General features: G+C 66.6%; 19 protein-coding genes and 1 pseudogene. 10 read left to right on the forward strand and 10 right to left on the reverse strand.

The features are described from left to right. Positions 1-302 (forward strand): annotated as a pseudogene (locus LH128_RS20815) (acyltransferase family protein); the annotation flags it as partial. Positions 303-391: 89 nt separating this feature from the next. Beyond that, a complete protein-coding gene (locus LH128_RS20820; RefSeq protein WP_008831660.1) occupies positions 392-1,303 on the forward strand; it encodes a fructose bisphosphate aldolase in 912 nt (303 codons plus the stop codon). 59 nt (positions 1,304-1,362) lie between these two features. Here the strand turns inward: LH128_RS20820 and LH128_RS20825 are convergent, their stop codons facing one another. Continuing rightward, positions 1,363-1,932, reverse strand: a complete 570-nt coding sequence (locus LH128_RS20825; protein ID WP_036522773.1) for a hypothetical protein — start codon at positions 1,930-1,932, stop codon at positions 1,363-1,365. Positions 1,933-2,027: 95 nt separating this feature from the next. On the opposite strand from LH128_RS20825, the gene thiE reads away from it, so the two are divergent. Then, entirely contained in the window at positions 2,028-2,675 is a 648-nt protein-coding gene (thiE, locus tag LH128_RS20830; RefSeq protein ID WP_008831662.1) for a thiamine phosphate synthase, read from the forward strand. Between the two features lie 108 nt (positions 2,676-2,783). On the opposite strand, the gene LH128_RS20835 is transcribed toward thiE, so the two are convergent. Genes LH128_RS20835 through npdG form a run of 4 tightly spaced genes read right to left on the reverse strand, consistent with a single transcriptional unit; the run spans position 2,784 to position 5,843 of the window. After that, on the reverse strand, positions 2,784-3,704 hold the full coding sequence (locus LH128_RS20835; protein ID WP_008831663.1) for a TIGR03619 family F420-dependent LLM class oxidoreductase: 921 nt from the start codon (positions 3,702-3,704) through the stop codon (positions 2,784-2,786). Between the two features lie 17 nt (positions 3,705-3,721). Further along, the gene (locus LH128_RS20840) at positions 3,722-4,579 is read right to left on the reverse strand and encodes an SDR family NAD(P)-dependent oxidoreductase (RefSeq protein WP_008831664.1); all 858 of its coding nucleotides are present in this window, start codon (positions 4,577-4,579) and stop codon (positions 3,722-3,724) included. Positions 4,580-4,617: 38 nt separating this feature from the next. Then, on the reverse strand, positions 4,618-5,196 hold the full coding sequence (cofC, locus tag LH128_RS20845; RefSeq protein WP_008831665.1) for a 2-phospho-L-lactate guanylyltransferase: 579 nt from the start codon (positions 5,194-5,196) through the stop codon (positions 4,618-4,620). Then, positions 5,193-5,843, reverse strand: a complete 651-nt coding sequence (gene npdG / locus LH128_RS20850) for an NADPH-dependent F420 reductase (protein ID WP_008831666.1) — start codon at positions 5,841-5,843, stop codon at positions 5,193-5,195. The genes cofC and npdG overlap by 4 nt, the downstream gene beginning before the upstream one ends. Before the next feature lie 83 nt (positions 5,844-5,926). Here npdG and cofE point away from each other — a divergent pair, with 83 nt between their 5' ends. From cofE to cofH, 3 genes are read left to right on the forward strand one after another with little or no spacing between them, the layout of a single operon-like run. Next, the gene (gene cofE, locus LH128_RS20855; protein WP_037520630.1) at positions 5,927-6,709 is read left to right on the forward strand and encodes a coenzyme F420-0:L-glutamate ligase; all 783 of its coding nucleotides are present in this window, start codon (positions 5,927-5,929) and stop codon (positions 6,707-6,709) included. Next, on the forward strand, positions 6,706-7,671 hold the full coding sequence (cofD, locus tag LH128_RS20860) for a 2-phospho-L-lactate transferase (RefSeq protein ID WP_008831668.1): 966 nt from the start codon (positions 6,706-6,708) through the stop codon (positions 7,669-7,671). The genes cofE and cofD overlap by 4 nt, the downstream gene beginning before the upstream one ends. A 2-nt stretch (positions 7,672-7,673) precedes the next feature. Beyond that, positions 7,674-9,992, forward strand: coding sequence for a 5-amino-6-(D-ribitylamino)uracil--L-tyrosine 4-hydroxyphenyl transferase CofH (gene cofH, locus LH128_RS20865; protein WP_008831669.1), 2,319 nt, complete (start codon positions 7,674-7,676; stop codon positions 9,990-9,992). A gap of 236 nt (positions 9,993-10,228) precedes the next feature. Here the strand turns inward: cofH and LH128_RS20870 are convergent, their stop codons facing one another. The 3 genes from LH128_RS20870 to LH128_RS20880 all read right to left on the reverse strand — a co-directional run bounded on the left by LH128_RS20870 (position 10,229) and on the right by LH128_RS20880 (position 12,897). Then, complete coding sequence (locus LH128_RS20870) at positions 10,229-10,705, reverse strand: VOC family protein (protein ID WP_008831670.1); 477 nt, start codon at positions 10,703-10,705, stop codon at positions 10,229-10,231. A 1-nt stretch (position 10,706) separates the two neighbouring features. Continuing rightward, a complete protein-coding gene (locus tag LH128_RS20875) occupies positions 10,707-11,936 on the reverse strand; it encodes a sulfotransferase family protein (protein ID WP_008831671.1) in 1,230 nt (409 codons plus the stop codon). Between the two features lie 79 nt (positions 11,937-12,015). Further along, a complete protein-coding gene (locus LH128_RS20880) occupies positions 12,016-12,897 on the reverse strand; it encodes a helix-turn-helix transcriptional regulator (RefSeq protein ID WP_036523390.1) in 882 nt (293 codons plus the stop codon). Positions 12,898-13,069: 172 nt separating this feature from the next. Between LH128_RS20880 and LH128_RS20885 the strand changes: the two genes are divergently transcribed. From LH128_RS20885 to LH128_RS20895, 3 genes are read left to right on the forward strand one after another with little or no spacing between them, the layout of a single operon-like run. Next, a complete protein-coding gene (locus LH128_RS20885) occupies positions 13,070-13,861 on the forward strand; it encodes an SDR family NAD(P)-dependent oxidoreductase (RefSeq protein ID WP_008831673.1) in 792 nt (263 codons plus the stop codon). Between the two features lie 29 nt (positions 13,862-13,890). Further along, positions 13,891-14,901, forward strand: a complete 1,011-nt coding sequence (locus LH128_RS20890) for a zinc-dependent alcohol dehydrogenase (RefSeq protein WP_008831674.1) — start codon at positions 13,891-13,893, stop codon at positions 14,899-14,901. 1 nt (position 14,902) lies between these two features. After that, positions 14,903-16,144 carry an MBL fold metallo-hydrolase gene (locus LH128_RS20895; protein ID WP_008831675.1) on the forward strand — a complete coding sequence of 414 codons (1,242 nt, stop codon included), beginning with the start codon at positions 14,903-14,905 and terminating at the stop codon, positions 16,142-16,144. A 134-nt stretch (positions 16,145-16,278) separates the two neighbouring features. Here LH128_RS20895 and LH128_RS20900 read toward each other — a convergent pair whose 3' ends face one another. After that, the gene (locus LH128_RS20900) at positions 16,279-17,064 is read right to left on the reverse strand and encodes an SDR family NAD(P)-dependent oxidoreductase (protein ID WP_008831676.1); all 786 of its coding nucleotides are present in this window, start codon (positions 17,062-17,064) and stop codon (positions 16,279-16,281) included. A 220-nt stretch (positions 17,065-17,284) separates the two neighbouring features. Here LH128_RS20900 and LH128_RS20905 point away from each other — a divergent pair, with 220 nt between their 5' ends. Continuing rightward, the gene (locus tag LH128_RS20905; protein ID WP_008831677.1) at positions 17,285-18,088 is read left to right on the forward strand and encodes an SDR family NAD(P)-dependent oxidoreductase; all 804 of its coding nucleotides are present in this window, start codon (positions 17,285-17,287) and stop codon (positions 18,086-18,088) included. Positions 18,089-18,127: 39 nt separating this feature from the next. Here the strand turns inward: LH128_RS20905 and glmS are convergent. Next, on the reverse strand, positions 18,128-19,687 hold a 1,560-nt coding region (gene glmS, locus LH128_RS20910), incomplete at its 5' end, for a glutamine--fructose-6-phosphate transaminase (isomerizing) (protein WP_008831678.1).

The raw sequence follows: 19,687 nt of genomic DNA on the forward strand, positions 1-19,687 counted from the left end.
CGCTGCTGGTCTGGCTGGGCTCGCGCGGCGAACCTTCGCGTGTACTGATGCCGGTGGCGTGGTTCCTCGGCGAAGTGTCCTACGCGGTCTATGCCGTGCACTGGGCGCTGATGGAGCCGCTGCGCTACTTCAAGGACGATCTCGGCTGGAACGAGGTGCTGATGGGCGCGGTCTACCTTGCCGCCTGCGTCGGGCTCGGCTGGCTTTGCGTGCGCTTCGTGGACATTCCGCTGCGCCGGCGCCTGAACGTCATGCTGCACGCGAGGGCGCGACACGTGCCGCCGCGCGCTATACCGAATTGACCCCCTAATGACAGATGCCGCAGTTGCGAACAGAGGGAGCGCAGCGTAGGCTTTATTTCAAGTTGCCGAACAACTCAGGAGGAGAAACCATGCAGTATTCGGAAATGACGGCCAAGATGGCCGACGGTGACGGCTTTATCGCCGCACTCGACCAGAGCGGCGGTTCGACGCCCAAGGCGCTCAAGGGCTACGGTATCGAGGAGGATGCCTGGTCGACCGAGGAGGAGATGTTCGGTCTCATCCACGAGATGCGCGCGCGCATCATTTCGTCGTCGGTGTTCTCGGGGGAGAAGGTCATCGGCGCGATCCTGTTCGAACGCACCATGGACGGCACCGTCGATGGCGTGCCCACCCCGCAGGCGTTGATCGCCAAGGGCGTGGTCCCCTTCATCAAGATCGACAAGGGCCTGGAGGATGAGGCCAACGGCGTTCAGCTGATGAAGCCGATGCCGACGCTGGACGAGCTGCTTGCGCGCTCGAAGGCGCTGGGCGTCTACGGCACCAAGGAGCGCTCGGTCATCAACTCGGCCAATGCCGAGGGCATCGCCGCCGTCGTCAAGCAGCAGTTCGAGATCGGCGCACAGGTGCTCTCGCACGGCATGATGCCGATCATCGAGCCTGAAGTGAACATCAAGAGCGAGACCCGCGCCGAGTGCGACGCGATCCTGCTCGCCGAGATCCTCAAGAACCTCGACGCGCTGCCCGAGGGCCAGCAGGTCATGCTCAAGCTCTCGCTGCCGATCGTGCCGGGCACGTTCGATCCGCTGATCGATCACCCCAAGGTGCTGCGCGTGGTGGCGCTGTCGGGCGGCTATGCGCGTCCCGAAGCCTGCGTCGAACTGGCGAAAAACAAGGGCATCATCGCCAGCTTCAGCCGTGCGCTGCTCTCGGACCTGCGCTCGCAGATGAGCGACGCGGAATTCGACGCGGCACTGGGCGAGGCGATCGACGCGATCTACCTCGGTTCGACCCAGAAGGCCGAGGCTGCCGCAGCGGCCTGATCCTTCGGGACCGGACAGGAAGAGGCGGCGCTCGAAAGGGCGCCGCCTTTTTCGTGGGCTCAGTAGCCGCCCATGAAGCGGAAGCCGAAGCGATAGGCCGACTGCGCGACGGTGCCGTGGTTGTCACCGCCCGCGACCTTGTCCGGCTGGACCTCGACCAATTCGAGCGTGCCGTCGGCGACCGTCACCGGCTTGCCCGATGTCACCTCGACTTCGCCGCCGCGCCCGCTGTCGATGCGTACGCGCAGGCGGACCTGCCCGCCCCAGACGCAGCGGGCGTTCATCGGGCAGCGGCTGTCCTCCAGCACCGCCAGCGGGGTGATGCGCGGGCCGCCTACGGTTACCGTCTGGCCGAGCGCGGCGTAAGTCAGCGAGGGCTCGGGAGTCGCGACCGGCAGTTCCGACGGCGGGGGATAGCTCTGGGCGGGAGTATAGGGCGGCGTAACTGCCGGGCCGGGATAGCTCGCGGCCGGAGGGGCTGACGGCGGCGGCGCTGCGGGAGGCGGAGGAGCGCTCGCCTGCGGATAGGCCGGTGGATATGGTTGCATCCGGGCCGGATCGGCCGGGGGTATGACGGTGCAGCCGGCAAGGGCGGCTCCGGTCAGGGCGAGCGCTATCGGTATCCTCATGGCGCGCGATGCAACACCCGGGCGCCTGAACGGTTCCCGAACGCCGCGTGTTCGGAACGCTTGGCGTTGAGGCGCGGCGCGGCTAGAGCACCCGCATGAAAGACGAAGCCGACATTCCGCGCGCACCCACGCAGCTCTATCTGATCTCGCCGCTCGACGTCGGCGGGGCCTTCCCCGACCGTCTGGCCCGCGCGCTCGACGCAGGCGAGGTCGCGGCCTTCCAGTTCCGCGTCAAGGACGTGGACCAGCATGAGGCTGCGCGTCTGGCCGAGCCGCTGCAGAAGATTTGCGCGGACCGCGAGGTCGCGTTCATCGTCAACGACTCGATCGGCCTTGCCAAGCGCCTCGGCGCGGACGGCGTGCATCTCGGGCAGGAGGACGGCAGCGTCGAGGAGGCACGTCAGGCGCTCGGCCGCGATGCGCAGATTGGCGTGACCTGTAATGCCAGCCGTCACCTCGCCATGGAAGCGGGCGAGAACGGCGCCGACTACGTGGCGTTCGGTGCGTTCTTCCCCACCACGACGAAGGTGACCAAGCATATCGCTGGTCTCGACGTGTTGGAATGGTGGCAGTCGATCTTCGAGATTCCGTGCGTCGCCATCGGTGGGATTACTCCGGAAAACTGCGGTGACCTCGTGCGGGCGGGCGCGGACTTTCTTGCGGTTTCGGGCGCAGTCTGGAACGGCGACGAGGAAGCGGCGGTCCGCGCGTTTCACGAAGCGCTGGCGGCGGTGCAGGGCTGAGGGGCCAAGCCCATTCCCAACCCCTCCCGCAAGCGGGAGGGGAGCGAGACTTGCTGAGCCTTAGGCGAAGCTAGTCGCAGCGGGGTGGGCCTTGGCGCGGCCAGAGCGTCAGAAATCGATCTTCGCGATCACCTCTTCCCCGAACTTCTGCGCCTGTTCGAGATATTCCGCGCGGGTCTCGGTGTAGATCGTCGCGCCGGAACCATCGACGCCGAGCGACTTGAGGTTGGCGAAATGGTCCAGCGCCTCCTGCGCGTTCCAGCCCGCTTTCACCGAATAAGTCGAGGATGCGATGACCTTGGGCGGAGTCTCGCGCCCGACTTTCTCGCAATGCGCCGCCATGTAGGCGATGGCTTCCAGGATGTCCTCGTCGCCTTCGAGATTGGCGGTGCGGGCGGTGTCGGTGATCGCTTTGGGTACGAAGAACGGGTGCCAGGCATCGCCCAGTTCCACCGCGCGGCGAAGGGCGCGCTTGGAATTGCCGCCCACCAGCAGCGGCGGGTGCGGGGTTTGCGCCGGGGTCGGCAGCACACGGTTGCCGAGCGCGGTGAAGCCATTGCCCTCGAATGTGAAGTCCTCGCCGGTCCAGGCGAGCTTCATGGCCTTCATGTATTCGTCCATGATATCGTTGCGGCTGTCGAAATCGACGCCCAGCGCCTTGTATTCGGCCTTCATATACCCCGCGCCAAGGCCGAGGATCACGCGCCCGCCGGTAAAGTGGTCGAGGCTCGATACGGCGCGCGCGGTGATGAACGGGTTGCGATAGGGCAGGACCAGGATGTTGGTCTGCAGTCGCAGCGTGGTCGTGGCGGCGCCCAGCATCGAAAGCATGACGAAGGGGTCCTGCGCATAATGCCCGCCATTGTCGAGCCAGCGCGAAGAGGGCACCGGATGGTCAGTGACGGTGCCCGCGTAAAAGCCCGCAGCCTCGACCGCCTTCGCGATCTGGTGCAGCGCTTCCATGGTGCCCCATTCCTGCGGCTTGTCGATGTGGTCGAAGGGCAGGCTGGTGCTGAGGGTGAAGGTCATCGCTCTCTCGTTTCTGGCTATTCGGTGACTTCAGGCGGCAGGATCCAGACCTCGTTACGGTCGCGCGCCCATCCGCCCGAGGCCCACGAGCCTCCGTCTACCGGGATCACGGTGCCGGTCACGTAGCTGGCTATCGGGGAGGCGAGGAACACCGCCACGCGGCCGCATTCCTCGTCGATTCCGGGGCGGCCTGCAGGAATGCGCTTGCGGGCGCTTTCGACTTGCGCGGGGCTGGGCTGGAACCACGTCGCCTCGTCCACCGGGCCGGTAAATTGGCCGCGCGTGCCGGGCGTCACCGTGTAGTCGGGCGCGATGGTGTTCACGCGGATACCGTGCTCGGCGAATTCGAGCGCGAGGGTGCGGGTGAGGTTGTTGATCCCTGCCTTGCACGCGGCATAGACGGCATAGCCCGGCGCCGCCCGGCTCGCCTCGATACTGGTGACGTTGACGATCGCGCCGCCGCGCCCGCCGGCGATCATCACCGGCACTGCCGCCTGTGTCGCGGCGAGATTGCTGACCAGGTTGAGGTCGATGTGCCGACGCCAGTTCTTCTCGGTGAGGTCGAGGAACCCGCGCCGGGTCACGCCGCCCGCGTTGTTCACCAGCACGTCGAGCCGTCCGAAAGTGTCCGCCGTGCGCGCGATCGCGCCTTGCAGGGCCTCGACGTCCATGACGTTGCCGGGGATGCACAGCGCCTTGCGGCCACGCGCCTCGATCATCGCGGTGACTTGCGCGCAGCGTTCCGGGATCGCCTCTATGATCGCCACGTCGGCGCCCATGTCGGCCATGCACAGCGCGATGGAGCGGCCGATGCCGCCGCCGCCGCCAGTCACGAAGGCCACTTGCCCGGTCAGGTCGATGTCGCTTGCCTGCACTCGCCTCTCCGCTTTACGGGGCCGTGTGCGGCCTCTGGTCAGTTCGCCAAAGCGAACAGGTGTTCAGCATCGGCCAGGTCGGCGGGCTCGTCTATATCTTTCGCGAGACCCGACGTCGTGATCGTCACGGCGTTCAGGCCCAGCGTTTCCGCAGCCGCGCGGTGGAGTCCGGCGCTGCCGGCGCCGTACTGGAAGCGAAAGCCTGCCGCTTTGGGCAAGGGCAGCGAGAGCGCATTGGTGCCGGTGCCGTGGCGATCGGTGGCGATGCCGAGTGTGCAAGCGGGCAGGGCGGCAAGCTGGCGCAGGTCCTGTGCATCAAGGCGCGGCAGGTCTCCCGCGATGACGATCAGTCGATCGGGCGGAGCACCTCGCGACAGGATTGCCAGCGCGTTTTCCAGCGCCGCGTTGAGTCCGTCACCATCGTCGAAGATGAAGGGCAACGCGCCGCGTGGTGGTCCCAGGAGGATCGTACGGTCCACCGCGCCCGCTGCCGCCTCGATCACGCGCGACAGCATCGCTTCGACCAGCCTGTCACGCTCATGAGGGGGCAGCGCGGGGGCGAGGCGGGTCTTGCCGCGTCCTCGTGCCTTGACCGGGATGAGCGCCCAGATGGTCATGGGATCGCGGGCGCTTCGGCCAGATTGGTGAAGCGGATACCCGCGCCGTCGGCCTTGTAGGTCTTGTTCATGTAGATGAGGATCGAGGTCAGCGCTTCCGCCGCCGCCGAGTTGGCGAGCGCTCCACCCGACAGACCGCGCAGGCCCATGCCGGGGCACAAGTCCACCACCGTCTGTCGGGCCGCGACATCATCAGAGAAGACCAGCACGTCGCAGTCGATCGCATGGTCGGAATCGAGGTGATGCGCCGAGACGTTGTGGAAGGCGGTGACCAGCCGTGCCTCGGGGCCGAGATGCGCGCGCGCCTGCGCGGCGGCGCTGCCTTCGACGGGAAGCTGGACGCGCATGACCTTGGGCGGGACGAGGGGTACGGTCGTATCCACGACCACCGCATCGCCGATCCGGTCGCGGATCTGCGCCAGCGTATCGCCCTGCGAGGCGTGGGGCACGGTTACGATCACCACGTCCTTGCCTTCCGCCGCATCGGCGTTGGCGGCATAGCCAGCGGCACCCAGTTCCTCGGCGGTCGCCTGTGCCTTCTCTGCGGAGCGCGAGCCGATCGTCACCGCGTGCCCCGCCGCGACGAGCCTGCGTGCGATGCCTTTTCCGAGTGCCCCGGTGCCGCCGATGATCGCGATACTTGCCATGCCTGTTATCTCTCCCGCGAAGTTTCGCGTCTTTGGATTGTCGTTGTCGGGGGCGGACCTAAGGTGTCGTTCGGGAGAACAGGATGAACGCTCTTCGAGAACTTACAGTACGACCGCTTGCCGGATTGCCCATGTTCGCCGCGGGGCAGTCTATTGCGCAAGCGATTTGCACCGCGCTCGCGGCCGAGGGTGACGGCTTACGCGATGGCGATATCTGCGTGGTTGCGCAGAAGATCGTCTCCAAGATCGAAGGGCGTTCCATCGACCTTGCAGCGCTGCAGCCGGGAGACGAGGCGCAGGCTCTAGCGGAGCGGACCGGGCGCGATCCTGCCATGGCGCAGGCGATCCTGGACGAGAGCGCCGAGATCATGCGCCCGCACCCCGCCGCGATCATCGCCCGGCATCGCACCGGCCATGTGCTTGCCAATGCCGGGATCGACGCCAGCAATGTCTCCGGCGGAGATGCGGGCACGGTGCTGCTCTGGCCGTGCGAGCCCGATGCGTCTGCGCGGCGCCTGCGCGCGGAACTGGCCGAGGCCAGCGGCGTGCGGGTGGCGGTGGTGATCGCCGACTCCATGGGCCGCGCATGGCGCATCGGCACGGTGGGCACCGCGATCGGCTGCGCAGGGCTTGCCGTGCTGGAGGACCGCCGAGGGCGCGGCGTCGATCTCTACGGCCGCACGCTGCAGGCGACGGTGATTGCGGTGGCGGACTCGATCGCAGCTATGGCGACGTTGGTCATGGGCGAGGGGGACGAAGGCACGCCGGTCGCCATCGTGCGGGGCGCAGGCCGCTGGACCTGCGAGGATGACGGACCGGGTGCGGTGAGCGGCCTGCGTCCAGTGGAACAGGACATGTTTCGATGACGGGCAAGCACGTACTCGCTCTCAGCGGCGGTGTCGGCGGGGCTAAGCTGGCGGCGGGGCTGGCGGCAGTGCTCGCGCCGGAAGACCTCACCATTGTGGTCAATACCGGGGACGACTTCGAGCACCTTGGCCTGACGATCTGCCCGGACATCGATTCGGTAACTTACGCACTCGCGGGGCTCAACGACACGGTGCGCGGCTGGGGCGTGAAGGACGAGACATGGCAGGCCATGGCCATGCTGCGCGCGCTGGGCGAGGCGGACTGGTTCAACCTCGGCGATCGCGACATGGGGATGCACATCGCCCGGTCCTGGCGGCTGCGCGCGGGCGATACCTTGTCGCAGGTGACCACGCGGCTGACGCGCGAACTCGGTATCGCGCACGCGATAGTTCCCATGAGCGATGCCCCCGTGCGCACCCAGGTCGGCACCGCGCAGGGGTGGCTGGACTTCCAGCGCTATTTCGTCGCCGAGCAGTGCCGGCCGGTGGCCACCGGGGTGCGGTTCGACGGCGTTCCCGGTGCTGCGCCATCGCCCGCATTCGCCGAGGCACTGGCCCGCGACGACCTTGCCGCCATCGTCATTTGCCCCTCGAATCCGTACCTCAGCGTCGATCCGATCCTCAGTCTCGAAGGTGTGCGCGAGGCACTAGTGCGGCGGCGAGTTCCTGTGGTGGCGGTATCGCCGCTGGTCGGCGGCGCGTCGATCAAGGGTCCGCTCGGCAAGTTGTTGGGAGAACTGGGCAGGCCCGTTTCCAACGCCTCGATCGCCGATCACTACTCCAATCACCGGGGCGATCTTCTCGACCATCTGGTGATCGACGAGGCCGATGCCGCCGATGCGGGGGGCTTGCGGGAGAGGGGCCTTTCGGTCACCGTTTGCCCAACAGTCATGTGCCACGCCGGTGACCGGGAGAGGCTTGCGCGCGAAGCACTGATCGCAGCCGGTATCGAAACAGGATGACCATGGCACGCGACGACGACGCACTGATAACCCGACTCCTCACCGCGCCGCTGGACGATGTTCTCGCCGAGGCACGGATGCGGCGCGACACCCGCTTCGGAGCGCTGACACCGGCACGGATGACCTATTCACGCAAGGTCTTCATCCCGCTGACGCGGCTCTGCGCCGACGTATGCCACTACTGCACCTTCGCGACGACGCCCTCCCGGCTGCATGCCCCTTATCTGACCGAGGAAGAGGTGCTGGAGATCGCGCGGGCCGGGCTCGCGGCGGGCTGCAAGGAAGCGCTGTTCACGCTCGGCGATGCGCCGGAGCGGCGTTATGCAGCCGCGCGCGAGTGGCTGGAGGAGCGCGGCTTCACGCGCACCATCGACTACGTGCGCCACTGTGCGCAGCGGGTTCTGGAAGAGACGGGCCTGCTTCCGCATATCAATGCCGGGGTTCTGGAGGAAGCCGACTGGCGGATGCTGCGCCCGGTCGCGGCATCGGTCGGGCTGATGCTGGAGAGTACGTCCGAGCGCCTGCTCGACAAGGGCATGTGCCATCATGGATCGCCGGACAAGGTCCCCGCGGTTCGTCTCGCGTCGCTGGCGGCGGCTGGGCGGGCGCGGGTGCCAACCACGAGCGGCGTCCTCATCGGCATCGGCGAGACCCCGCGCGAGCGGATCGAGGGGCTGATCGCTCTGCGTGACCTGCACGAAGCGCATGGGCACCTGCAGGAAGTCATCGTCCAGAATTTCTGCCCGAAGCCCGGCACGAAGATGTCCGGCGCTATCGAGGCGAGCGAGGCGGACTTCCTGCGCACCATCGCCGCCGCGCGGATCGTGCTGCCGGACGAAGTCTCGGTGCAGGCACCGCCGAACCTCAATGATGAGCGTCTTGCCGAACTGATCGACGCAGGCATCGACGACTGGGGGGGCATCTCCCCGGTGACGCTCGATCACGTGAACCCCGAGGCGCCCTGGCCCGAAATCGCGCGGCTTGAGGCCGTCTGCGCCCGGGCCGGGCTGCCGCTGGTAGAGCGGTTGACGATCTATCCGCGCTTCGTCGAGGCGGAAGGCTGGCTCGATCCGGCGATCCGGCCCGCCGTGCTGCGGCTTGCCGATGCCGATGGACTGGGGCGCGACAGTCGCTGGAGTCCCGGCATCACGGACCGCGCGCCGGGGACGGTGCACGCGCCGCTTGGCATGCGGCACGACGGCCCGGTGGCGGCGCGGCTGCACCGGATACTCGATCGCGCGGCAGGCGGCTTTGCACTCGGCGAGGAAGAGATCGCCGCGCTTTTCGCAACCCGTGGCAGTGCTGCGCAGGCGGTGGTGGAGGCGGCGGACGCCTTGCGGGCCGAGGTGCGCGGCGACGTCGTCACGTACGTCGTCAACCGCAACATCAACTACACCAACATCTGCACGCATGCCTGTTCGTTCTGCGCCTTTTCGAAGACCAGCAGCAAGGCGGGCTATCGTGACAAGCCCTACGACCTCGACCTCGAGGAGATCGCCGGCCGGGCCCGTGAGGCGGTGGCGCGCGGAGCGACCGAAGTTTGCCTGCAGGGCGGGATCCATCCCCGCTACACCGGCGAGACTTACCTCTCGATCCTGCGCGCGGTGAAGGATGCGTGCCCGGACCTGCACGTCCATGCCTTCTCGCCGCTGGAGGTGAGCCAGGGTGCCCGGACGCTGGGGATGCCGGTCTCGGATTACCTGTCCATGCTGCGCGATGCGGGGCTGGGTTCGCTCCCCGGTACGGCGGCGGAAATCCTGTGCGACGATATTCGCGAGAAGATCTGCCCGGACAAGCTGACGACCGCCGAATGGCTCGATGTGGTCGGTTCGGCGCATCGGGTGGGGCTGCCGACCACATCGACGATCATGTTCGGACACCTCGAAAGTCCGCTGCACTGGGCGCGGCATTTGCTGGCCTTGCGCGAGCTGCAACTCGACACCGGCGGTATCACCGAGTTCGTGCCGCTGCCGCTCGTCCACATGGAGGCGCCGTTCTACCGCAAGGGCCAATGCCGCAAGGGGCCGACCTGGCGTGAGGCGGTGATGATGCATGCGGTCGCCCGGTTGGCGCTGCACGGGGCGATCGATTCGATACAGGTCTCATGGGTCAAGCTGGGCATGGACGGGGCGGCGGCGGTGCTGGCGGCAGGCGCCAACGACCTTGGCGGCGTGCTGATGGACGAGAGTATCAGCCGCGCGGCCGGAGCCTCGCACGGGCAACTGGCTGAGGTTTCCGACATGCGCGCGGCGGCGGAGAGCGTCGGACGCAAGCTGCGGCAGAGGACGACGCTTTATGGAGATGTGGGAGTGATGGCCTGACCCTTCGACAAGCTCAGGGTGAGCGGGGTTCATAGCGGGATCGTGTTTGACTGAACCATCGTTCGTCATCCCCGCGAAGGCGGGGACCCATCTGATGTTCATGCAGCAGGCACCGTCAGGAGATGGGTTCCCGCCTTCGCGGGAATGACGACGAGAGAGGTGAGGGCGATCATGAACTCCGATCCCGCTCAGGCTGAGCTTGTCGAAGCCCCGGCGTTACAACGCCAGCCCGGTTCTCACATCGCCCGGATATGCTGCCACATCGGCTCGGGCATCCAGGTATATTCGATGTAGTGCCCGAAGACCTTGCGCGCATCGAGGTACAGGAATTTCAGTCCGCCCTCCGGCTCGCCCGACAAGTCGCGCTCCATCGCGATCGGGAATTCCTGCGCGTCCACCCGGGAGCGGAAGTCGGCCCAGTCGGGCACCCGGAAGCAGATGTGATGGAAGCGCAAGGGGCCGCCATTCGACAGGCAGTTGGCAAAGATGCCGACCTCGTCGATCTCGCTCTCGATCAGTTCATATTGCAGGTCGCCGATCCAGATGAAGCAGATGCGGCTTTTCTGGCGCTTCGGCCCCGAGGGCGTCAGCACGGTCTGGTCGACCGGTATGATCGTCGGTTCCTTTTCCAGCCCGCGCCCTCGGAACAGGTCGATACCCGCCTCCAGATCGTCGCAGATATAAGCGTTCTGGTAGTGCAGCCCTTCGAGCATCTCAGCCCTCCCGCGCGACGTCGTAGCGTGACAGGTAGCGCTCGAACAGCGGCTCCAGCGCCTCCTTGCTCAGCCCGTATTGCGCCAGCTTGTATTCGTGGCGGCCGAACTTGTCCTGCGGGTTGTCGTCCACCCACTTCTGGACTCCGGCCTCGGCCTCGGCGGTCCATTCGTCGCCCAGCGCCGCGTAGACCTTCTTCGTTGCGGCGACCGGGTCCTCGACGATGTCGGCGTAGTGGACGTCGATGATCTTGTCCTCGCCGTACTTGTCGCGGAAATCCATGATGCGGTTGGCGTGCTCGGCCGCCTGCCAGGGGTAGTCCTCGGCCAGCCACTCCGCATCGATCCGGCCCATGTGCGCCTGATGGCTGAGCGAGATCACCGAGCACAGCGACCCCGTCGCGGTGAAGGGATCGCGGTGGGTCCAGATCACGCGGGCGTCGGGATAGACCTTGAAGATCGTCTCCAGCCACAGCGAGTGGCTGGGCTTCTTGACGTTCCAGACGCCGGTGGTGTGCTGCTGCAGAACCTGCAGGAACTTCTTGTGGTACTCGTAGGCGCTGGTCATGTCGCACGAGAAGATGAAGTCCTTGTAGAGCGGCAGCTTGCCCTTGGACTCGATCATCAGTGTCTTGAAATCGTGCGCCATGAAGAACACGCACTCGTTGGGATAGACCGCCGAGCCGCGATAGTACTTGCCCATGGCCGGATTGGCTTCCAGCGCGGCCTTCTCCTGCGCGAGCCGGGTGGTCGCGCGCGGGTCGGTCGTCAGCAGGGCGTTCGAGGTGACCGGCGGCACCGGATCGTCGATCTCCCAGGTCAGCGGCGAGCGGCGCGCCGGGTCGGCGGCCAGCAGGTTCGACATCAGCGTGGTGCCGGTGCGCGGCACGCCCATGACGAAGACCGGGCGCTCGACAGGGCACTGTAGCAGTTCCGGATTCTCGCGCAGGTATTGCGAGACCTTGAGGCGGCCGCGTAGGTAATGCAGCGTGTCGTTCCGGGCGCGGGCGATGCCGCCTTCGCTCATCCAGCCCTTGGCGATGCCTTCGTTGAACGACTGGGTGAAGACGTCGAAGCCCTCGCGCCAGCTGTCGTTGTCGAAGCTGTCGATCCCGGTTTCCTTCATCGCCTGCTCGACGAGGGCATAGCCCAGATGGTGCTCAGTGGTGGTGGCGGTGGTGGCCATGGTGTGGTCGTCCTCTTCCCGGCGGCCGATCGGTCGGCCTTTCATGGGCACGAGATAACCTGTCGATGCCCCGCCGTGGCAACGCGGATGACCCGTCAAAACCAGACCTTCTGTCGAATTCGGGTCAAGACCCGACAGGCTCGGTGAGGACGCGCCCCTGCCTCTGGCGGAAGGTGCTGGGGCTGGCTCCCACGGCGCGGCGGAAGGCGAAAGTGAAGCTGGAGGGAGAGGAGAACCCCATGGTGAAAGCGATGGTCTTCACGCTCTCGCCCTCCATCAGCAGGCGCTTGGCGGCCTCCATGCGGCGCTGCTCGATGTAGTCGCCGATCGAACAGGCGCGGCTGACACGGAACCCCCGCGTGAGTTGGCGCACCGACAGGGCGCACAGCTTCGCCAGTTCTTCAAGCGAGGGGGCGGCGAGGTCGTCGGCAAGGCGCTCGTCGATCAGCCGCAGCCGCCAGCCGGAGAGACCGCCGGTGACGGGCCGCTCGGTCACCTCAAGGCAATGGCGCCCCAGTTCGATCGCCAGTTCGCTGCCGAGGAAGCCCAGCATCCGCTGCGCAGCGAGGCCGGGGTGGCGCACTTCGGCGGTGATGCGAAACAGCAGCGCGCGAATCTGCGCACTCCCGATGTCGAGCGCGGCGGCAAGGTGCGGATCGTCCCAGGTCAGGCGATGGCCGACGAGGTCGTGGACCAGTCCCGCGTCGATGGTGCAGGTCAGCGATGCCTGCCGCCCCGTGCCGCCTTTGATGTGGAGTTCCTCGCCCGGCGGCAGCACGAAGATGTCGCCCAGCCGTTCCAGTCGGTGCGGTCCCCATCGCTTGCGATAGCCGCCGCGCGATTGCAGCGGACGGGGGGTGAGGCACATGTTGACGTGGTAGTCCCGGCCGACCGCATGGACGGTGTTTGTCGGGTCGGGAATGTCGAAGCGCACGATCTGCGCGATCACGCCGCGCGTTTCCAGTTGCGCGTCGATGCTCATCTTCGAACGATGCGCCTCGGGCATCCTCATCTCCATCAGCGTCATCTTCGGCAGGTCGGCCGCAATGTGTCCCGGACGCCACGTTAGGGCCCGAATTCTATGCCTGCCGCGCTTGCCGGGCAATCCTCTCGCGAGGAACATCGCGCCGGTGAACACGCCGCGATGATGGCACGGTTTGGGACAGAGGAAGACAAGGATGGCGAAAAGCCTGTTCGACTGCGCGGGCAAGGTGACGGTGGTGACCGGCGGTAACGGCGGCATCGGCTTCGGCTTCGCGATGGGCGTGGCGAAGATGGGCGGCGACCTCGCGATCTGGGCGCGCAACGCCGAGAAGAGCGCGAAGGCCAAGGCCGAACTCGAAGCGGCCGGTGCGGGGAAAGTCGTCGCCTATCAGGTCGATGTTTCGGAAGAGGTGAACATCGCCCAGGGTTATGAGGCGGTCATGGCCGACTTCGGGCGGGTGGACTGCGTCTTCGCGAATTCCGGGGCTTCGCCGCGCTACAACTCGGTCTTCGAGATGCCGACCGATCACTGGTACGACTTCCAGAAGACCGCGCTGCACGGCGCCTTCTTCACCTTGCGCGAAGGTGCGAGGCTGATGAAGGCGCGCGTCGAGGCGGGGGACGAATCGGGCGGAAGCCTTGTCGCCTGCGGCTCGCTCTCGCTGTTCCAGGGCCTTGCGGGGAAGATGGAATATGCCTCATCCAAGGCGGCGGTGGCGGCGGCGATCCGCTGCCTTGCCATTGAACTGGCCCCGCTCGGCATTCGCGCCAACGTGGTGGCGCCGGGCCTCGTCATCACGCCGATGATGGGAGAGGGCGCCCGCGCCGATGCCGTGGCGCAGCACTTTGCCCCGACGATACCGATGAAGCGCACCGGCTTTCCCGCCGACTTCGAGGGCATCGGTGCCTACCTGTGCTCGGACGCCAGCAGCTTCATGACCGGTGAGACGATCACCATCGACGGCGGATACATGGTCCGGCCGTAAACGCGGCGGACCGGCAAGGAGAGAGGCGTATGGAACTGCTCAGGATCCACGGCTCGGGCGATGTCAGGCTCGACCCTTATGAACGTCCCGCGACGGGGCCGCTCGACGTGGTGGTGAAGATGAAGTCGGTGGGCATCTGCGGCTCCGACCTTTCGTACATCAAGATCGGCGGCATTCCGACGCCGGGCACGCTGACGGCGCTGGGCCACGAAGGCGCGGGCGAGGTGATCGAGGTCGGCGCGGGGGTCGAGGGCATCGCGGTCGGTGATCCGGTGGTCGTCAACCCGATGATGACGCCGGGCAACATCGGCTCCGGCGGCCCGGAAGGGGCCTTCACACAGGAATTGCTGGTGCGCGAGGCGCGGCTGGGCGAATCGATCCTGCCGATCCCCGACGGCATCGACTACGACGTCGCCGCCATGTGCGAGCCGCTTGCGGTTGCCATGCACGGGGTCAATCGGGCCGAGGTGAAGCCCGGCGACAAGGTCGTGGTGTTCGGCTGCGGGCCGATAGGGCTCGGCATGCTGCTGTGGCTGATCGATCGCGGGGTGACCGACGTGGTGGCGCTCGACCTTTCGGAAGAGCGGCTGGAACGCGCCCGGGCGCTCGGCGTGCGGGCCGCGCTCAACCCGGCCGAGGTGGACTTGCGCGCGGAACTGGCGCGCCTTCATGGCGAAGTACCGAGCTATGGGCGCGTGGGCGTCGGCACCGATGCGTACATAGACGCGGCAGGGGCGCCGAACATCCTGACGCAAGTGATCATGATGGCGAAGTTCCACGCGCGCCTCGTCATCACTGCCGCCTACATGAAGCCGCTGGAGTTCCCGGTCGGCCGCATGCTGACCAGCGAGATGACCATCACCACCGCCGTCGGCTACCCCACCGAAATGCCCGAGGTGATCGCGGCCATGCCGCGCCTCAAGGACAAGATCGCCGCGATGATCAGCCACAAGCTGCCGTTCCGCGACGTCATGAAGGGCCTGGAGATCGCGGCGAGCCCGCAGTCCGCCAAGGTCATGATCAGCTTCGAGGAGGTCTGAAATGAGCGACGTAAAGGATGCAGGACCCAAGCTGGCCGGACTGGTGCGCGCAGGCGACGAGCAGGCCGAGGCGATCCGGGTGACCGACTTCATCTTCCAGGCGAACGACATCTCCAACGCCTATCTCGTCACTACCGCCGAGGGCGACGTGATGGTCAACACCGGCTTCATGGACAATGGCGAGCGCACCAAGCGCCTGCTGGCGCCGCACCGGACCGGGCCGCTCGCCTTCGTGATCCTCACGCAGAGCCATGCCGACCACTACGGCGGCTTGCCGGAATTCCTCGAAGACGGCACGCAAGTGATCGGCGGCCCCGGCTTCAACGAGGCTTTGGCCGACATGAACGGCCTGCAGGCCTTCTTCGGGCCGAGAAGCCGCAAGCTCTGGGGCTCGACGCTCAAGCGCGGTTCGACACCGAAGCCGCCGCCGAACGTCGTGCCGGACATTCTCGTCGATCGCCGCCTGACGCTGGAACTCGGCGGGCGCACCTTCGAGCTGATCTCCACGCCTGAGGGCGAGACGGTGGACAGCCTCACCGTCTGGCTGCCGAAGGAGAAGATCGCCTTCACCGGCAATGTCTTCGGTCCGGTGTGGCTGTCGATGCCGTTTCTCAACACCCTGCGCGGCGACAAGCCGCGGCTGGTGCGCAATTACCTCAAGTCGCTGGAGACCATCCGCGATCTTGGTGCGGAGATCGTAGTCACCGGCCACGGCGAGGCGATCGTCGGCAAGGATCGCATCCGCGCCGACCTCGACAAGTTGCACGCTGCGGTTTCCTATGTACGCGACTATACGCTGGAGGGCATGAAGGCGGGCAAGGACGTCCACACTCTGATGCGTGAATTCGCCTGGCCCGAGGGGCTGGAGATCGGCGAATTTCACGGCAAGGCGAACTGGGCGGTCAAGTCGATCTGGCGCGAGTATTCGGGCTGGCTGCACTATGAGGACGGCACCACCGCGCTCTACGGCGTGCCGCGCAGCAGCATCGATGCGGACCTTGTCGAACTGGCGGGCGGGGCGGCAAACCTTGCCCGGCGGGCGCAGGAGAAGCTGGACGGCGGCGCGGCGCTGGAAGCCGTGCACCTCACCGACATAGCCCTCGGCGCGGAACCGACCAACGCCGAGGCCATCGCCGTCCGCAAGGCCGCGCATGAAGTCTTGCTGGCCGAGAGCGGCGGACGCAATCTGTCGGAAACGATGTGGCTGCGCTCCGAACTCGCCGAGATGGAAGCGAAGCTCTAGGAATATTCCACTCTCATCTCGTCATTGCGAGCGAAGCGAAGCAATCCAGGGCGGTCTCAGACTGCTCTGGATTGCTTCGCTTCGCTCGCAATGACGAATTATGAGCGGGTGCTAATGGTCAGTGCCCGGACTTCTCAATCGTCGATCCTGACCATTCCGCCCAGAACCGGTCCGCCCGCGACGGCGATGGCTTCGCCGGTGATGTAGCTCGCCGCATCGCTGACGAGGAAGCCGACGAGCTGTGCCACGTCCTCGGGCTGGCCGTAGCGACGCAGCGGAAAGACATGCGCGGCGCTGTCCGCGTCGAAGCCGGTCTTCTCCCATCCGGCGCGGGCCTTCTCGGTCGCGGTCATGCCGGGGGCGACGGCGTTGACGCGCACACCTGTTGGCCCCCACTCGGCAGCCGCGACGCGCGTGAACATCTGGACGCCCGCCTTGGCCGCCGAATAGGCCGCCACGCCCTGTGTTCCGTGCATCCCGGCGACCGAGGACACGTTGACGATGCAGCCCTTCACCTTGCGCAAATGCGGAAACGCCGCCTGCGAGGCATACATCGCCGAATTGAGATTGAGCGCGATGTCGCGGTCCCATTTGGCCGGGTCCATCTTCGCAATGCCGACGTGCCCATGGGCTCCGCCCGCGTTGTTGACGAGGATGTCGAGCCGCCCGAAATGCACTGCTGCCGTCTCGACCATGGCCTGTACGGGCGCCAGTTCGCGCACGTCGGCCTCTACCGCCAGACCCTTGCGGCCGAGCGCTTCGATCTCCGCCACCACCGCGTCGAGCGGCGCGCGCTTGCGACCCGCCACAGCAATGTCCGCGCCGCGCCGGGCCAGCAGCAGCGCGATGGCCCGGCCGATGCCGGTGCCGCCGCCGGTCACCAGCGCCACGCGTCCGGTCAGGTCGAATTCCTCGAACATCTCTTCTCCTCTCCCTCGGGCGGTATCGCCAGCGTCGCCGCGATATTCGGGACGCTTCGGCCTTCCGGCTCTTGGCAAGCACCGCCGCACCTTATTCACTCGGGTCGGATGGCATGCGGGCATCGCCGGGATGATCGGCGGATACGGGCAGTGCCAAGGGACTCGCAGATAAAGATAGTAAATACTATCTAATGCGCATGCAACATGGGAGCGGGATGAAATGAGCGAACACGATCTACTCGACCTTGGTGGACAAGTGGCGGTGGTCACCGGCGCCGGGCAGAACGCGGGACGCGGGATCGCGCTGGAACTGGCGCGCCACAATGCGGGCGGCATCGCAGTGAACGATTTCGTGCCCGAACGCGCAGAAGCCGTGGCCGAGGAAATCCGCGCGATGGGCGTGCCGGCGCTGGCGGTGCCGTTCGATGTCGGCGATCTCGATGCGATCCGCGGCGCGGATGCCGCGATCAGGGACAAGCTCGGCGCCGCGACGATCCTGGTCAACAATGCCGGGATGGCCGGGCCGGGAGGCTCGCTGCGTCCGACCCTCAACTTCTGGGAGGAGGAGCCCTCGGCCTGGGACCGCTATCTGCGCACCAACCTCTACGGCGTCTACAATGCCTGCTTTGCGTTCATTCCGAACATGGTGGCGGCGAAGAAGGGCCGCATCGTCACCATAGTTTCGGATTCAGGCCGCGTGGGTGAGCCCAAGCTCGCGGTCTATGCCTCGGCCAAGGCGGGGGCGCAGGGTTTCGTGCGCTCGATCGCCAAGGAACTCGGGCGCTACAACGTGACCAGCAACGCCGTCTCGCTGTCCTCGCTGATGCCGGACATGCCTGCGGAAAAGCTCGCCGAAGTCATGCAGGGCGATCACGCCAAGGCGCAGATGGCCCGCTACACGATCCGCCGCTACGGCAAGTCCGACGATGTCGCCGCGCTCGTGACGTTCCTGTGCTCCGACGCGGCGGAGTGGATCACGGGGCAGACCTATCCGCTCAACGGCGGTTACGCGCCTTCGATGTGAGGCAAGGGCGCGCGGTTCGCCAACCGCGCGCCTTCGCGTTCACTCGACCGTGACACTCTTGGCGAGGTTGCGCGGCTGGTCGACGTCGGTGCCCTTCACGCAGGCGACGTGATAGGCGAGGAGTTGCACCGGCACCGCGTAGACCAGCGGGGCGATCAAAGGGTGGACACGCGGCATCTCGATGGTCGCGATGCAGCCTTCGCCCGCCTCGGCGATGCCTTCCGCGTCGGAGATCAGCACCACCTTGCCGCCGCGTGCGCGCACCTCCTGCATGTTGCTGACGGTCTTCTCGAACAGCGGACCCGAAGGGGCGAGGACGATCACCGGCACCGCCTCGTCGATGAGCGCGATGGGGCCGTGCTTCATTTCACCTGAAGCATAACCTTCCGCATGGATATAGCTGATTTCCTTGAGCTTCAATGCGCCTTCGAGAGCCAGCGGATAGTCCGGCCCACGCCCGAGGTAAAGCACATCGCGCGCCGGGGCGATGAGGTGCGCCATGGCCGCGATTTCCTCGTCGTGGTCGAGCGCGGCGTTGAGGCTCGCGGGTGTGGCGAGCAGGTGCTGGACGACTTCCGCTTCCTCAGCGCGGTCCATCCGCCCGCGCTTGACCGCCAGATGCGCGGCAAGGGCGGCAAGCACCGCCAGCTGGCAGGTGAAGGCCTTGGTCGAGGCGACGCCGATCTCCGGACCGGCGTGGGTCGGCAGCAGCAGGTCCGCCTCGCGCGCCATCGTGCTGGTGGGCACGTTGACGACGACGGCAATGGTCTGCCCGGCCGCCTTGCAATGCTTGAGCGCGGCGAGGGTGTCGGCCGTCTCGCCCGACTGCGAGATGAAGAGGGCGAGGCCGCCGTCTTCCAGAACCGGGTCGCGGTAACGGAACTCGCTGGCCACGTCGATATCGACGGGTACTCGGGCGAAAGTCTCGATCCAGTACTTCGCGACCATGCCGGCGTAGAAGCTGGTGCCGCAGGCGACGATGGTGATGCGCTTGACCGAACCGAGGTCGAAATCGATCTGCGGCAGCGCTACCGACTGGTCGACCTGGCGCAGATAGCTGCGCAGCGTCTGGGCGACCACGGTGGGCTGCTCGAAGATTTCCTTCTGCATGAAGTGGCGGAAATTGCCCTTCTCGATCGCCACGGCCGACGCGCCGGAGGTGACGACTTCGCGCGTCACCGGATTGTTGTCGGCGTCGTAGATCGTCGCGCCCTCACGGGTGATGACGACCCAGTCACCTTCCTCGAGGTAGGTGATCTTCTGAGTCAGCGGGGCGAGGGCCAGCGCGTCCGATCCGAGGTAGGTCTCGCCATCCCCGTAGCCGACGACCAGCGGCGAGCCGAGGCGGGCGCCGATCAGCATGTCCGGGAAGCGGCGGAAGGCGATGGCCAGCGCGAAGGCGCCGCGCAGCTGCGGCAGGACCGCCTTGACGGCGTCTTCCGGCGATACGCCCGCTTCGACCTGCTCGGACACCAGATGCGCGACGACTTCGGTGTCGGTCTGGCTCTCGAAGGTGCGCCCGCGCGATTCCAATGCCTCGCGCAGCGGCTTGAAGTTCTCGATGATGCCGTTGTGGACGAGCGCCAGTTCGGCGGGGGC

It is taken from the genome of Sphingomonas sp. LH128, from assembly GCF_000293195.2.
GTDB classification, from domain to species: domain Bacteria; phylum Pseudomonadota; class Alphaproteobacteria; order Sphingomonadales; family Sphingomonadaceae; genus Novosphingobium; species Novosphingobium resinovorum_A.